At 59.1% G+C, this 14,810-nt stretch carries 16 protein-coding genes and 1 tRNA gene; 2 read left to right on the top strand and 15 right to left on the bottom strand.

All coding sequences use genetic code 11. The annotated features are described in order from the left end of the window. Positions 1-12 precede the first annotated feature (12 nt). The 9 genes from fdx to trmJ all read right to left on the bottom strand — a co-directional run bounded on the left by fdx (position 13) and on the right by trmJ (position 7,199). The gene (fdx, locus tag FGA82_RS19710; protein ID WP_007916885.1) at positions 13-354 is read right to left on the bottom strand and encodes an ISC system 2Fe-2S type ferredoxin; all 342 of its coding nucleotides are present in this window, start codon (positions 352-354) and stop codon (positions 13-15) included. Next, entirely contained in the window at positions 354-2,219 is a 1,866-nt protein-coding gene (gene hscA / locus FGA82_RS19705; RefSeq protein WP_141128382.1) for a Fe-S protein assembly chaperone HscA, read from the bottom strand. The genes fdx and hscA overlap by 1 nt, the downstream gene beginning before the upstream one ends. 51 nt (positions 2,220-2,270) lie before the next feature. Further along, a complete protein-coding gene (hscB, locus tag FGA82_RS19700; protein ID WP_007916889.1) occupies positions 2,271-2,792 on the bottom strand; it encodes a co-chaperone HscB in 522 nt (173 codons plus the stop codon). Between the two features lie 8 nt (positions 2,793-2,800). Further along, positions 2,801-3,124: an iron-sulfur cluster assembly protein IscA gene (gene iscA, locus FGA82_RS19695; protein WP_003227904.1), complete on the bottom strand. Its 324-nt coding sequence runs from the start codon at positions 3,122-3,124 to the stop codon at positions 2,801-2,803. 34 nt (positions 3,125-3,158) lie between these two features. Next, entirely contained in the window at positions 3,159-3,545 is a 387-nt protein-coding gene (gene iscU / locus FGA82_RS19690) for a Fe-S cluster assembly scaffold IscU (RefSeq protein WP_007916892.1), read from the bottom strand. 102 nt (positions 3,546-3,647) lie between these two features. Then, positions 3,648-4,862, bottom strand: a complete 1,215-nt coding sequence (locus FGA82_RS19685) for an IscS subfamily cysteine desulfurase (RefSeq protein ID WP_141128381.1) — start codon at positions 4,860-4,862, stop codon at positions 3,648-3,650. Between the two features lie 47 nt (positions 4,863-4,909). Beyond that, complete coding sequence (gene iscR, locus FGA82_RS19680) at positions 4,910-5,401, bottom strand: Fe-S cluster assembly transcriptional regulator IscR (RefSeq protein WP_003227911.1); 492 nt, start codon at positions 5,399-5,401, stop codon at positions 4,910-4,912. A gap of 247 nt (positions 5,402-5,648) precedes the next feature. Next, positions 5,649-6,425 carry a serine O-acetyltransferase gene (gene cysE, locus FGA82_RS19675; RefSeq protein ID WP_007916901.1) on the bottom strand — a complete coding sequence of 259 codons (777 nt, stop codon included), beginning with the start codon at positions 6,423-6,425 and terminating at the stop codon, positions 5,649-5,651. A 3-nt stretch (positions 6,426-6,428) separates the two neighbouring features. Beyond that, the gene (gene trmJ, locus FGA82_RS19670) at positions 6,429-7,199 is read right to left on the bottom strand and encodes a tRNA (cytosine(32)/uridine(32)-2'-O)-methyltransferase TrmJ (protein ID WP_108226533.1); all 771 of its coding nucleotides are present in this window, start codon (positions 7,197-7,199) and stop codon (positions 6,429-6,431) included. A gap of 145 nt (positions 7,200-7,344) precedes the next feature. On the opposite strand from trmJ, the gene suhB reads away from it, so the two are divergent. Beyond that, positions 7,345-8,163: a type III secretion system regulator SuhB gene (suhB, locus tag FGA82_RS19665; RefSeq protein ID WP_034156254.1), complete on the top strand. Its 819-nt coding sequence runs from the start codon at positions 7,345-7,347 to the stop codon at positions 8,161-8,163. Between the two features lie 240 nt (positions 8,164-8,403). Here the strand turns inward: suhB and FGA82_RS19655 are convergent, their stop codons facing one another. The 6 genes from FGA82_RS19655 to queA form a co-directional block, all read right to left on the bottom strand. Next, positions 8,404-8,952: a glycine zipper 2TM domain-containing protein gene (locus FGA82_RS19655; RefSeq protein ID WP_007956693.1), complete on the bottom strand. Its 549-nt coding sequence runs from the start codon at positions 8,950-8,952 to the stop codon at positions 8,404-8,406. Positions 8,953-9,073: 121 nt separating this feature from the next. Continuing rightward, a complete protein-coding gene (gene secF / locus FGA82_RS19650) occupies positions 9,074-9,988 on the bottom strand; it encodes a protein translocase subunit SecF (RefSeq protein ID WP_141128379.1) in 915 nt (304 codons plus the stop codon). 9 nt (positions 9,989-9,997) lie between these two features. Then, entirely contained in the window at positions 9,998-11,866 is a 1,869-nt protein-coding gene (gene secD / locus FGA82_RS19645; protein ID WP_141128378.1) for a protein translocase subunit SecD, read from the bottom strand. Positions 11,867-11,930: 64 nt separating this feature from the next. Then, complete coding sequence (gene yajC, locus FGA82_RS19640; protein ID WP_003227923.1) at positions 11,931-12,269, bottom strand: preprotein translocase subunit YajC; 339 nt, start codon at positions 12,267-12,269, stop codon at positions 11,931-11,933. A gap of 43 nt (positions 12,270-12,312) precedes the next feature. Then, a complete protein-coding gene (gene tgt / locus FGA82_RS19635; protein WP_162130185.1) occupies positions 12,313-13,428 on the bottom strand; it encodes a tRNA guanosine(34) transglycosylase Tgt in 1,116 nt (371 codons plus the stop codon). A 14-nt stretch (positions 13,429-13,442) separates the two neighbouring features. Continuing rightward, entirely contained in the window at positions 13,443-14,507 is a 1,065-nt protein-coding gene (gene queA, locus FGA82_RS19630; protein ID WP_007916915.1) for a tRNA preQ1(34) S-adenosylmethionine ribosyltransferase-isomerase QueA, read from the bottom strand. Between the two features lie 107 nt (positions 14,508-14,614). Here queA and FGA82_RS19625 point away from each other — a divergent pair. Then, positions 14,615-14,699: transfer RNA gene (locus FGA82_RS19625), tRNA-Leu, on the top strand. The last annotated feature ends 111 nt before the right edge of the window (positions 14,700-14,810 follow it).

The raw sequence follows: 14,810 nt of genomic DNA, 5'->3' as shown, positions 1-14,810 counted from the left end.
CAGTCTTACCAGTCAGTGCGGCGCTTCAGCCGCATGGTTAAGCGAATATTTCGGAATTTCGACGGTGATATCTTCTTCACCGACGATAGCCTGACAGGCCAGGCGCGATTGCGCTTCCAGACCCCAGGCGCGATCGAGGAAGTCTTCTTCCAGCTCGTCAGCCTCTTCCATCGAGTCGAAACCCTCACGGATGATGCAGTGACAGGTGGTGCAAGCGCAGACGCCGCCGCAGGCGCTTTCCATCTCGATGTGGTGTTCGTGGGCCAGTTCGAGAATCGACGTGCCGGGCGCAGCCTCGACCACCATGCCTTCAGGGCAGAACTTCTCGTGTGGCAGAAAAATGACCTGCGGCATCAGATATCCTCGATTTCATTCAGATTGCGCCCCGACAGAGCGGCTTTCACCGTCAGATCCATGCGGCGGGCAGCAAAAGCATCGGTTACTTGCGACAGACGCTTGGTCTGCTGCTCGATGGCGTAACCATCGGTACCTTTCATCAGTTCAGCCAGTTCCTGCAGCTGCAGGTCGATAACCATGCGCTCTTCGGCGTCGAGCAAACGCTCGCCATCAACCTCAAGAGCGCCCTGCACCGCTTCGATCAGGCGCTGGGCATCAACTTGCTGCTCGCGCAGGACGCGAGCGACTTTGTCGTCATTGGCGTGCTGGAACGAATCTTTCAGCATTTTGGCGATTTCGCCGTCGGTCAGACCGTAGGACGGTTTGACCTGAATGCTCGCCTCAACGCCCGAACCCAGTTCACGCGCGGAAACACTGAGCAGACCGTCGGCATCGACCTGAAAGGTCACGCGAATCTTCGCCGCACCAGCGACCATCGCTGGAATGCCGCGCAATTCGAAGCGCGCCAGCGAACGGCAGTCACTGATCAGCTCGCGCTCACCCTGCAGGACGTGGATCGCCATGGCCGACTGGCCATCTTTGTACGTAGTGAAATCTTGTGCGCGAGCGACAGGGATGGTGGTGTTGCGCGGAATCACCTTCTCCATCAAGCCGCCCATGGTTTCCAGCCCCAGGGACAGTGGAATCACGTCGAGCAGCAGCAGTTCGCCGCCATCGCGCTTGTTGCCAGCCAGCGTATCGGCCTGGATCGCAGCACCAATGGCCACCACTTGATCCGGATCGATTTCAGTCAGAGGTTGACGACCAAAGGCTTCGGCAACGGCTTCACGAACGCGCGGAACACGGGTCGAACCGCCGACCATGACCACGGCGTGCACATCTTCCAGCTCGATGCCGGAGTCGCGAACAGCGCGACGGCAAGCTTTCAGGCTGCGCGCGACCATCGGTTCGATCAGCGCATCGAAGGCCTCGCGCGTCAGCGGCGCTTTCCAGTCGCCATAGGCCACTTCAACACTGGCCGCGTCGGTCAGGGCTTCTTTGGCCGCGCAAGCGGTTTGCAGCAGATTGCGTTGTGCGCCCGGATCGAGATCGGCGGACAGGCCGGCGCTCTCGATGATCCAGCCGGCAATCGCGTGATCGAAGTCATCGCCGCCCAGCGCGCTGTCGCCGCCGGTGGCCAGAACTTCGAAAACACCGCCAGTCAGACGCAGAATCGAAATATCGAAGGTGCCGCCGCCCAGGTCATAAATCGCAACCAGGCCTTCAGCGTGTTGATCCAGACCGTACGCCACAGCGGCTGCGGTCGGCTCATTGAGCAGGCGCAGCACGTTCAGACCGGCGAGTTTCGCCGCATCCTTGGTGGCTTGACGCTGAGCATCATCGAAATACGCCGGAACGGTGATCACCGCACCCACCAGCTCACCACCCAAAGTCGCTTCAGCTCGCTGACGCAGGACCTTGAGGATATCGGCGGAGACTTCGACCGGGCTTTTCGGGCCTTGCACGGTGTCGATGAACGGCATGTGCGACTCGCCACCGACAAAGCGGTATGGCAGTTGCTCGCCCAATTGCTTGACGTCGGACAGACCACGACCCATCAAGCGCTTGACCGACAGCACAGTGTTCAAAGGATCGGAGGCGGCGGCCAGCTTGGCCGACTCGCCGACTTCGACGCGATCGGCGTGGTAGCGCACAGCGGACGGCAGGATGACCTGCCCGTTGGCGTCGGCCAGCGGCTCGGAAAGACCACTGCGCAACGCAGCGACCAGCGAATTGGTAGTGCCCAAGTCGATCCCCACAGCCAGACGACGCTGGTGCGGTTGAGGACTTTGGCCGGGTTCGGCGATCTGCAGTAGGGCCATCGTGATCAGGACTTATCTGTATATCAGGCGTGCGACCGGAGCGGCACTGGGTTAATCGTCGAGGCGCTCTTCTAACTGGCGCACTTCGTAGGTGAGCTTGTCGAGGAACTGCATGCGCCGCATCAGGCGTTCGGCCTGTTCGCGTTGCGCCGCATCATCCCAACAGGCTGCGAAGCTTTCATTGAGTTCTTCCTGGGCCACTTTCAAGCGCCGCTTAAACACCGCGACACCGTCGAGGTCGGCACTGTCCTGGAGGTCTTCGAGCTCTTCGCGCCATTGCATCTGCTGCAGAAGAAACTCGGGATCATGGACAGTGACTTCCATCGGCACTTCATGCCCGCTGATGGTCAGCAGGTAGCGTGCGCGCTGGGCCGGACTCTTGAGCGTCTGATAGGCGTCGTTGAGACGCGCAGACTGCTCGAGTGCCGACCGCTGCTCACGCTCGGAAGCGTCGGCAAAGCGATCAGGATGAACGCCGCGCGCCAACTCACGATAGCGCGTGGCCAACTGCTCGAGATCCAGACGGAAACCCGGTTGCAGCTCGAATAAAGCGAAATGACAAGGAATACCCACGACAAGCCTCAGATGTTGAAGCTTTCGCCGCAGCCACATTCACCGCGTACGTTGGGGTTGTTGAACTTGAAGCCTTCGTTCAACCCTTCCTTGACGAAATCGAGCTCGGTGCCGTCCAGGTAGGCGAGGCTTTTCGGGTCGATGATCACTTTTTCGCCGTGACTCTCGAACACCTGATCCTCTGCAACCACCTCGTCGACAAACTCCAGCACGTAGGCTAGGCCGGAACAGCCTGTGGTGCGAACCCCCAGACGAATCCCTTCACCTTTGCCGCGCCCGTCGAGGGAGCGCCGCACGTGTCGAGCAGCCGCTTCTGTCATGCTGATAGCCATCGGTGACTCCTTACTCGTCGCCAAATCCAGAAAGTCAGATCAAGCCTTTCTTCTGCTTGTAATCGCGAACAGCCGCTTTGATAGCGTCTTCAGCCAGTACCGAGCAGTGAATCTTCACTGGCGGCAGGGCCAGTTCTTCGGCCAGCTGAGTGTTCTTGATGGTTTCTGCTTCGTCCAGGGTCTTGCCCTTCATCCACTCGGTGGCGAGGGAGCTGGAAGCGATAGCCGAACCGCAGCCGTAGGTCTTGAACTTGGCATCTTCGATGATGCCAGCGTCGTTGACCTTGATTTGCAGACGCATCACGTCGCCGCACGCCGGAGCGCCGACCATGCCGGTGCCGACATCAGGATCTTCCGCGTTCATCTTGCCGACGTTGCGCGGGTTTTCGTAGTGGTCGATGACCTTTTCGCTGTAAGCCATGATTCTCAATCCTCACTCATCAGGGCCGCTCTTGAAGACCCTGCAACTGCGCTGCGTAAACCGCCGCGTCGCTACAGGATCTGTATCTGGCGGCTTCTATATTTAGTGTGCCGCCCACTCGATTTTCGAGATATCGACGCCGTCTTTGTACATGTCCCACAGCGGCGACAGAGCGCGCAGCTTGGTAACGGCCTCGCAGACTTTCTGCGCGGCGTAGTCGATTTCTTCTTCGGTGGTGAAACGGCCGAAGGTGAAGCGGATCGAGCTATGTGCCAGTTCGTCGTTGCGGCCCAGGGCGCGCAGTACGTACGAAGGCTCCAGCGACGCCGAGGTGCACGCCGAACCGGACGATACCGCGAGATCCTTGAGCGCCATGATCAGCGACTCGCCTTCAACGTAGTTGAAGCTCAGGTTCAGGTTGTGCGGAACGCGGGCGGTCAGGCTGCCGTTGACGTACAGCTCTTCGAGATGCTCGACCTGCTTGTAGAAACGGTCGCTCAACGCTTTGATACGGACGTTTTCGGCCGCCATGTCTTCTTTGGCCACACGGAACGCTTCGCCCATGCCGACGATCTGGTGAGTCGCCAGGGTGCCGGAACGCATGCCACGCTCGTGACCGCCGCCGTGCATGGTCGCTTCGATGCGCACACGCGGCTTGCGGCTGACGTACAACGCGCCGATGCCTTTAGGGCCGTAGGTTTTGTGAGCGGAGAACGACATCATGTCGACTTTCAGTTTCTGCAGGTCGATGTCGACCTTGCCAGTGGACTGAGCGGCGTCGACGTGGAACAGAACGCCCTTGGCGCGGAGCAGTTCGCCAATCGCAGCGATGTCGTTGACGGTGCCGATTTCGTTGTTCACGTGCATCACGGAGACCAGGATGGTGTCGTCGCGCAGTGCAGCTTCAATCATCGCCGGAGTGATCAGACCGTCTTCGGTCGGCTCAAGGTAGGTGACCTCAAAACCTTCACGCTCCAGTTGGCGCATGGTGTCGAGGACAGCCTTGTGCTCGATCTTGGAGGTGATCAGGTGCTTGCCCTTGGAGCCGTAGAAATGCGCCGCACCCTTGATTGCCAGGTTGTCGGATTCAGTGGCACCGGAGGTCCAGACGATTTCGCGCGGGTCGGCATTGACCAGATCGGCCACCTGACGACGGGCGTTTTCGACGGACTCTTCAGCCTTCCAGCCAAACACGTGGGAACGGGACGCCGGGTTACCGAAGTTTCCGTCGACCAACAGGCATTCACTCATTTTTTGCGCAACACGCGGATCAACCGGGGTGGTCGCAGAGTAATCAAGGTAAATCGGCAATTTCATGGACTATCTCCTAAATCAGGGCTGGCGTGCCGCTAGCTCTTTGGCTGTCATTCGACGGCGGACGCTTCAATCTTGTCCAGGCGTGGCGCCTTGCTGTTGCAACGGCGCTGGTCCTGACGCTGGGCTACTTCTTGCACCTCACGGCGAGTCACAAGATCAGCCAAGCTGATACCACTTAGAAATTCGTGAATCTGCAGGCTCAAATCGCACCACAGATGATGGGTCAGGCACGTGTCGCCGGAATGGCAATCGCCCTGGCCCTGGCATTTGGTGGCATCGACCGATTCGTTTACCGCATCGATCACCTGGGCGACCTGGATACCCTGCATGTCGCGGGACAACTGGTAGCCACCACCCGGGCCGCGAACACTGGAAACCAGGTTGCTGCGACGCAGCTTGGCGAACAGCTGTTCGAGGTAGGACAGGGAGATGCCTTGGCGCTCGGAGATATCGGCCAGGGACACGGGCCCGTGCTGCGCGTGCAACGCCAGGTCAAGCATGGCGGTCACGGCGTATCGGCCTTTTGTAGTCAGTCGCATGGACAGTTACCACGGAGTTCAGAATGGGGCGAGTATGCAATTCCCGAGTATTTAAGTCAACTTTAAGACCTAGTACTTTAGTCAGGATTACCCGCAAAAGAGCGCGCGAATGATAGCAGGGTCTGCGGCTTAATGGCACACCGGCTGGCGCAAGCCTGTGTAGGAGCTGCCGAAGGCTGCGATCTTTTGATCTTATGAAAGGCAAGATCAAAAGATCGCAGCCTTCGGCAGCTCCTACAGGGGAAGGTCAGCTGGCCTTGGACTCGTCTTTGCCTTTGACGCAGGCGAAGTCTTCTTCACGCAGTTCAGGCAGATCTTTCGCACAGTAATTGCTGCCAAGATCCTTCAGCGCACCACACATCCCTTCCAGCCGCCCGTCCACCGCTTGCAGGTGATCGAGCAACTGACCGATGGCGCGCGCCACTGGGTCAGGCATGTCTTCGCTGACACCATAGGCATCGAAACCGATCTTCTCGGCCATGGCCTTGCGCTTGGCGTCCTGCTCCTCATCGGACTTGACGATGATCCGCCCCGGAATACCGACAACAGTGGCGCCCGGCGGCACTTCTTTGGTCACGACGGCATTGGAACCGACTTTAGCACCGGCACCGACCGTGAACGGACCGAGCACCTTGGCGCCCGCACCCACGACCACACCATCTCCCAGCGTCGGGTGACGCTTGCCCTTGTTCCAGCTGGTACCACCCAGAGTCACGCCCTGATAGATGGTCACATCATCGCCAATCTCGGCGGTTTCGCCGATGACAATGCCCATGCCGTGGTCGATAAAGAAGCGTCGACCGACTTTGGCGCCCGGATGAATCTCGATCCCGGTCAGCCAGCGACCGAAGTTCGACACCAGCCGCGCCAGCCATTTCAGTTCATTGCGCCACAACATGCCAGCCAGTCGATGGATCCAGATCGCATGCATGCCGGGGTAGCAGGTCAGGACTTCAAAAGCGTTACGCGCCGCCGGGTCTCGATGGAATACGCTCTGGATATCTTCACGCAAACGCTCAAACATCATTTAGTCCTTCCGCTTAAGAAGCTCACCACGGGCCGCTTTCTGGGTTTCCGTGAGGATGCCACGCAAAATATTCATTTCCGCTCGGCTGACCGAGCTGCGTCCGTACAACCGGCGCAGGCGCGCCATCAAGTGTCGCGGTTTTTCCGGATCGAGGAATTCGATAGCGACCAGCGTCTGCTCCAGATGCTCATAAAAGCGCTCCAGCTCATCCATGGTCGCCAGCTCGGCGCTTTTCACCGAAGCCACTTCTTCTTTCTCGATCTTGCTCGGCTGCCCTTGGGCGGCCAGCCAGGCCATGCGCACTTCGTAGCTCAACACCTGCACCGCCGCGCCGAGGTTCAGCGAACTGAACTCAGGGTCGGAGGGGATGTGCACGTGAAAGTGACATCGCTGCAGCTCTTCATTGGTCAGGCCGGAATCCTCACGACCGAACACCAGAGCAATTTCGGCGCCCTGCCCGGCTTCCTCGACCACTTTGGTGCCGCATTCGCGCGGATCCAGCAGTGGCCAAGGAATACGGCGATCTCGGGCGCTGGTGCCAAGCACCAGATTGCAGCCGACCAAGGCATCTTCCAGGGTGGCGACGACTTGTGCGTTTTCCAGGATGTCACCGGCACCAGAGGCGCGAGCATCGGCCTCGTGGTGCGGAAACAGGCGCGGTTCGACCAGCACCAATCGCGACAGACCCATGTTTTTCATGGCGCGCGCGGCCCCGCCGATGTTGCCGGGGTGGCTGGTATTGACCAGGACGACACGAATGTTCTGCAGCAAGGGAGGCGCTCTCGGACACAGGAAAGGGGTGCAAATCTTACAGAACAGCCTACCGTTAAGCTATGAAAGCGAACAGCGTCCTTCACCTGAAGAAAAGTTCTGATAGAATGCGCGGCTTTCTTTAACAACCTTAGGTGACACATCCATGCAGCCCATGCTGAATATCGCGCTGCGCGCCGCCCGCAGCGCCAGTGAACTGATCTTCCGCTCCATCGAGCGCCTGGATACCATCAAGGTCGACGAAAAAGACGCCAAGGATTATGTATCCGAGGTCGATCGCGCCGCTGAACAGAAAATCATCGACGCGCTACGCAAGGCTTACCCGAACCACTCGATCCGCGGTGAAGAGACCGGCCTGCACGCCGGTACCGGCATCGAAGGCGAAGAGTACCTGTGGATCATCGATCCGCTGGACGGCACCACCAACTTCCTGCGTGGCATTCCTCACTTCGCTGTCAGCATCGCCTGCAAATACCGCGGTCGCCTGGAACACGCTGTTGTTCTGGATCCGGTTCGCCAGGAAGAATTCACCGCCAGCCGTGGTCGCGGCGCTCAACTGAACGGTCGCCGTCTGCGCGTCAGCGGTCGTACCAGCCTCGACGGCGCCCTGCTGGGTACCGGCTTCCCGTTCCGTGACGATCAAATGGACAACCTGGAAAACTACCTGGGCATGTTCCGCGCTCTGGTTGGCCAGACTGCCGGCATCCGCCGCGCCGGTTCGGCGAGCCTGGATCTGGCTTACGTGGCTGCCGGTCGTTTCGATGCGTTCTGGGAGTCGGGTCTGTCCGAGTGGGACATGGCTGCAGGCGCCCTGCTGATTCAAGAAGCTGGCGGCCTGGTGAGCGACTTCACCGGCGGTCACGACTTCCTTGAAAAAGGCCACATCGTTGCCGGCAACACCAAATGCTTCAAGGCAGTTCTGACGGCGATCCAGCCGCACCTGCCGGCTTCGCTGAAGCGCTAAGCTTTACGCGAAACGAAAAAAGCACCCTTCGGGGTGCTTTTTTTATGCTTGCATTCAGACCAACACAAATCCTTGTGGGAGCGAGCCTGCTCGCGAAAGCGGTGGATCAGGCTGCATAGATGTTGAATGCCAGACCGCATTCGCGAGCAAGCTCGCTTCCACAGGAGATCCGGGGTTAGCCGAAAATTCCGGGCACAAAAAAGCACCCCGCAGGGTGCTTCTTGTTAAAACAGTCGGTATTTACTGACCCGGCTCATTCTGCGACAGAATCAGCTTGCCTTCCTTGTCGACCGGAATCTGGTTGCCCGGATCGCGATCCATCCGCACTTTGCCTTCCTTGCCATCGAGCGAGTAACGCACGTCGTAACCGACGACCTTGTCGCTGATGTCATTGACCGTGTTGCAGCGGGTTTGCGTGGTGGTGTAGGTGTCACGCTCTTGCATGCCTTCCTGCACCTTGTTACCCGCATAACCGCCACCGACCGCACCGGCCACCGTGGCAATTTTCTTGCCGGTGCCGCCGCCAATCTGGTTACCCAGCAAACCACCTGCCAGTGCACCGACGACGGTGCCGGCAATCTGGTGTTGATCTTTTACCGGTGCCTGACGAGTCACTGTCACGTCCTTGCACACTTCACGTGGAGTCTTGATCTGTGTTTTAACCGGTTCAACGGCCAATACTTGCGCATACTCAGGGCCGCTTTTAACCAGGCTGTAGGTGGCAACAGCACCCCCGGCAGTCACACCGACAGCACCCAATACCGCACCAACCAGCAACGACTTGTTCACATGAACCTCCTGACCATCACATGCGGGACGCGCCCGCGCTTCTCCCAGCCTTGGAGCATAAAAAAAGGCGCGAGTTCAACTCGCGCCTTTCTTGGGCTGACAGCCGGGAAAACGATGGCCGTTATGGACGGTCGTCGACTTCCTTCTCGGTGTTGGCCGGAGGAATCAGATCCTCGGTGCTCAGGTTCAGCCAGATCAGCACCACGTTAGCGATGTAGATCGACGAGTAAGTACCCGCCAGAACACCGATGAACAGGGCAATCGAGAAGCCGAACAGGTTGTCGCCACCGAAGAACAGCAGTGCCGCGATCGCCAACAGGGTGGAGATCGACGTCGCCATGGTCCGCAGCAGGGTCTGGGTGGTCGAGATGTTGATGTTCTCGATCAGCGAAGCCTTGCGCAGCACACGGAAGTTCTCACGAACCCGGTCGAATACCACGATGGTGTCGTTCAGCGAGTAACCGATGATCGCCAATACCGCCGCCAGCACCGTCAGGTCGAAAGTGATCTGGAAGAACGACAGGATACCAACGGTCACGATCACGTCGTGAATCAGCGAAACGATGGCGCCGACCGCGAATTTCCACTGAAAGCGGAAAGCCAGGTAGATCAGGATGCCACCGAGCGCCAGCAGCATGCCGAGGCCGCCCTGGTCGCGCAGTTCTTCACCGACCTGCGGGCCGACGAACTCGACACGCTTGACCGTTGCCGGGTTGTCGCCGCCGAGCTTCTGCAGTGCTTCCGCGACCTGATGACCCAACTGCGGGTCTTCACCCGGCATGCGCACCAGCAGATCGGTGGTTGCACCGAAGCTTTGCACGATGGCTTCGTGGTAACCCGAAGTCACCAGTTCCTCACGCACCTTGGTGACATCTGCTGGACGCTCGTAGGTCAGCTCAATGAGCGTACCGCCGGTGAAGTCCAGACCCCAGTTCATGCCCTTGGTAGCGACACTGAACAAGGCCAGCAAGGTGAGGAATACTGTGACGCCGAACGCGAAGTTGCGAACGCCCATGAAGTTGATTGTACGTAACATGGCAGCCCCTTAAATCCACAACTTCTTGAAGTCACGTCCGCCAAAGATCAGGTTGACCATTGCGCGGGTCACCATGATGGCCGTGAACATCGAGGTAAAGATCCCGAGGGACATGGTCACTGCGAAACCTTTGACCGGACCTGTGCCCATGGCAAAGAGAATCCCGCCGACCAACAGAGTGGTCAGGTTGGCGTCGAGAATCGCGGTGAATGCCCGGCCGAAGCCTTCGTTGATTGCACGCTGCACGGTCATGCCGGCGGCGATCTCTTCACGGATCCGCGAGAAGATCAGCACGTTGGCGTCGACCGCCATACCCATGGTCAGCACGATACCGGCGATACCTGGCAGGGTCAGCGTTGCACCCAGCAGCGACATCAGGGCCAGCAGCAGCACCATGTTCACCGCCAGCGCGACGGTGGCGATGATGCCGAAGAAGCGGTAGATGGCGATGATGAACAACGACACGAACAGCATGCCCCACAGCGAGGCATCGATACCTTTGGTGATGTTGTCAGCACCCAGGCTCGGGCCGATGGTGCGCTCTTCAGCGAAGTACATCGGTGCGGCCAGACCACCGGCACGCAGCAGCAGCGCCAGTTCGGACGATTCGCCCTGACCGTTCAGGCCAGTAATGCGGAACTGAGCACCCAGCGGCGACTGAATGGTCGCCAGGCTGATGATCTTCTTCTCTTCTTTGAACGTTTGAACGGCAACGTCTTTCTCAACGCCATCGACCACTTGCTTTGTGTAAGTGGTGATCGGACGCTGCTCGATGAAGATCACCGCCATGCTGCGACCAACGTTCGAACGAGTAGCGCGGCTCATCAGCTCACCACCGTGACCATCCAGACGGATGTTCACTTCAGGCGTGCCGTGCTCGCCGAAACCGGCCTTGGCGTCGGTAACCTGGTCACCAGTGATGATCAGACCACGTTCGATCTGTGCTGGCGGCCGCTTGCCTTCACGGAACTCGAAGGTTTCGGAAGTGGCTTTCGAAGCACCCGGCTCGGCAGCCAGACGGAACTCAAGGTTGGCCGTCTTGCCGAGAATACGCTTGGCTTCGGCAGTGTCCTGCACGCCCGGCAGCTCAACCACGATGCGGTTGGCGCCCTGACGCTGAACGATCGGTTCGGCAACACCCAGCTCGTTGACGCGGTTACGTACCGTGGTCAAGTTCTGCTTGATGGAGTATTCACGGATTTCCGCCAGCTTGGCCGGGGTCATCGCCAGACGCAGCACCGGTTGACCGTTGAGGTCGGCCGGAACAATGTCGAAATCGTTGAAGTTCTTGCGGATCAGTGCACGGGCCTGTTCGCGGGAGTCTTCATCGCTGAAGCCCAACTGAATGGCACCGCCCAGTTGCGGCAGACTGCGATAGCGCAGCTTCTCTTTACGCAGCAGGCTCTTGACGTCGCCTTCGTAGACTTTCAGGCGTGCATCGAGGGCTTTGTCCATGTCCACTTCCAGCAGGAAGTGCACACCACCGGACAAGTCCAGACCCAGCTTCATCGGGTGCGCGCCCAGATTGCGCAGCCATTGCGGGGTGGTCTGTGCCAGGTTCAGCGCGACGACGTAGTCATCACCCAACGCCTTGCGCACAACGTCTTTGGCCGGCAGCTGATCTTCAGCCTTGCTCAGACGGATCAGACCGCCCTTGCCGTTGGCGGCCAGCGTGGCTGCCTTGACGTTGATCCCGGACTCTTTGAGCGCGGTGCTTACGCGATCCAGATCGGCCTGATTGACCTGCAGGGCCGTGCTGGCGCCGCTGATCTGAATGGCCGGGTCATCGGGGTATAGATTCGGAGCGGAATAAATCAGACCGATCGCCAGCACCGCCAGGATCAGAATGTATTTCCACAGAGGATATTTGTTCAGCATCACGCCGCCCGTTATGAACGCGGGGCGCCTTGCGCGCCCCGTCGATTGAGTAGAAGTTGTTGCTTCAGATCGCTTTCAGCGTGCCTTTTGGCAGCGTGGCGGCGATGGCGCCTTTCTGGAACTTCATTTCCACGGTGTCGGAAACTTCCAGAACCACGAAGTCGTCGGCCACTTTGGTGATCTTGCCGGCGATGCCGCCAGTGGTCACAACTTCGTCACCTTTCGCAAGGCTGCTCAGCAGGTTCTTCTGCTCTTTGGCGCGCTTGGCCTGTGGACGCCAGATCATCAGGTAGAAGATGACCAGGAAGCCGACCAGGAAAATCCACTCGAAACCGCCGCCCATTGGGCCGGCAGCAGCCGGTGCAGCTGCGTCAGCCATGGCGTTAGAGATAAAAAAGCTCATTTAGCACTCCAGTTGCAAATGTTGAATCTTGGGGTCAGAAAACTCAGTCCAAAGGCGGAACGGGGAGCCCGCGTTTGGCGTAGAAGGCATCGACAAAGGCGGCCAATGTACCCTGTTGAATAGCCTCGCGCAAACCAGCCATCAGCACCTGATAATGGCGCAAGTTATGGATGGTATTGAGCATGCTTCCCAGCATTTCGCCGCACTTGTCCAGGTGATGCAGATAAGCGCGGGAGAAGTTCTGGCAGGTATAGCAATCGCAGGTCGGATCCAGCGGCGATTCATCATGGCGATGGAACGCGTTACGGATCTTCAGCACGCCGGTATCAATGAACAGATGCCCATTGCGGGCATTACGGGTTGGCATCACGCAATCGAACATGTCCACACCGCGGCGCACACCCTCAACCAGATCTTCCGGTTTGCCAACGCCCATAAGGTAACGAGGTTTGTCAGCCGGCATCATGCCCGGCAGATAATCCAATACTTTGATCATCTCGTGCTTCGGCTCGCCCACCGACAAACCGCCGATAGCGAGGCCATCGAAGCCGATCTTGTCGAGGCCTTCGAGCGAACGCATGCGCAGATCCTGGTGCATGCCACCCTGAACGATGCCGAACAGCGCCGCAGTGTTGTCACCGTGGGCATTTTTCGAGCGCTGAGCCCAGCGCAGCGACAACTCCATCGATACGCGCGCGACGTCTTCGTCAGCCGGGTACGGCGTGCATTCGTCGAAGATCATCACGATGTCGGAGCCGAGATCGCGCTGCACCTGCATCGATTCTTCCGGGCCCATGAACACTTTGGCGCCGTCGACCGGAGAGGCGAAGGTCACGCCCTCCTCCTTGATCTTGCGCATCGCGCCAAGGCTGAACACCTGGAAACCACCGGAGTCGGTGAGGATCGGGCCTTTCCACTGCATGAAATCGTGCAGGTCGCCGTGTTCCTTGATCACTTGAGTACCAGGACGCAGCCACAGGTGGAAGGTGTTGCCGAGAATGATTTCTGCGCCGGTGGCAACGATGTCACGCGGCAACATGCCCTTGACCGTGCCGTAAGTGCCCACCGGCATGAACGCCGGGGTCTCGACGGTGCCACGCGGGAAGGTCAGGCGACCACGCCGGGCCTTGCCATCGGTGGCCAGAAGTTCAAAGGACATGCGACATTCGCGACTCATTCTGTTTCCTCTGGGCCGGTTTCTTTAGGGGCAGTAGGTGCGGGATTACGGGTGATGAACATCGCATCACCGTAGCTGAAAAAGCGGTAACCGTTGTCGACGGCGGCCTTGTAGGCAGCCATGGTCTCGGGATAACCGGCAAATGCCGAAACCAGCATCAACAGCGTCGATTCCGGCAAATGGAAATTGGTCACCAGGGCGTCGACCACGTGGAACGGCCGGCCCGGGAAGATAAAGATATCGGTGTCGCCACTGAACGGTTTGAGCACGCCATCGCGCGCGGCACTTTCCAACGAACGCACGCTGGTGGTGCCGACGGCAATCACCCGACCACCGCGCGCACGGCACGCCGCGACCGCATCGACCACATCCTGGCCGACTTCCAGCCATTCGGTGTGCATGTGGTGATCTTCAAGCTTCTCGACGCGCACTGGCTGGAACGTCCCCGCGCCCACGTGCAACGTAACGAAAGTGGTCTCGACGCCCTTGGCCGCAATTGCTTCCATCAGCGACTGATCGAAATGCAGCCCCGCCGTCGGCGCCGCCACCGCTCCGAGTTTCTCGGCGTACACGGTCTGATAACGCTCGCGATCCGAGCCTTCGTCCGGGCGGTCTATATAAGGAGGCAACGGCATGTGCCCGACGCGATCGAGCAACGGCAACACTTCTTCAGCGAAGCCGAGCTCGAACAACGCATCGTGACGCGCGAGCATTTCTGCCTCGCCACCGCCGTCGATAAGAATCTTCGAACCCGGCTTCGGCGACTTGCTGGAACGCACATGGGCCAGCACGCGGTGCGTATCGAGCACCCGCTCAACGAGGATTTCCAGCTTGCCGCCCGAGGCTTTCTGCCCGAACAGCCGCGCCGGAATCACCCGGGTATTGTTGAACACCATCAAATCGCCCGGGCGCAAATGCTCAAGCAAATCAGTAAATTGACGGTGTGCGAGGGCGCCGCTCGGCCCGTCAAGGGTCAGCAGGCGACTACCGCGACGCTCGGCCAAAGGGTGGCGGGCGATCAGCGAATCAGGGAGCTCGAAAGTAAAGTCAGCAACGCGCATGATGGGGTTCGTCTAGCAGGGCCGGAAAGTCTAGCGGAAATATCGAAAATTCTCTATGTACCTGATTGACCAACGGTAATCTCATCTCTATACTTCGCCGCCATTGAGCCCTGATGGCGGAATTGGTAGACGCGGCGGATTCAAAATCCGTTTTCGAAAGGAGTGGGAGTTCGAGTCTCCCTCGGGGCACCAAGACAATGAAGAAAGGCCTTGATTATCAAGGCCTTTTTTTATGCGTGGCGTAAAAGTGGCGTAACGGCGTTGATTACGCCATGCGGTGGGCGTGCTGCCCCGGGCGCCGGG

This window comes from Pseudomonas fluorescens, assembly GCF_005938625.1.
Taxonomy (GTDB): Bacteria; Pseudomonadota; Gammaproteobacteria; order Pseudomonadales; family Pseudomonadaceae; genus Aquipseudomonas; species Aquipseudomonas fluorescens_BD.
The sequence above is the reverse complement of the archived record's forward strand: the minus strand, read 5'-3'. Positions and strand labels throughout refer to the sequence as shown.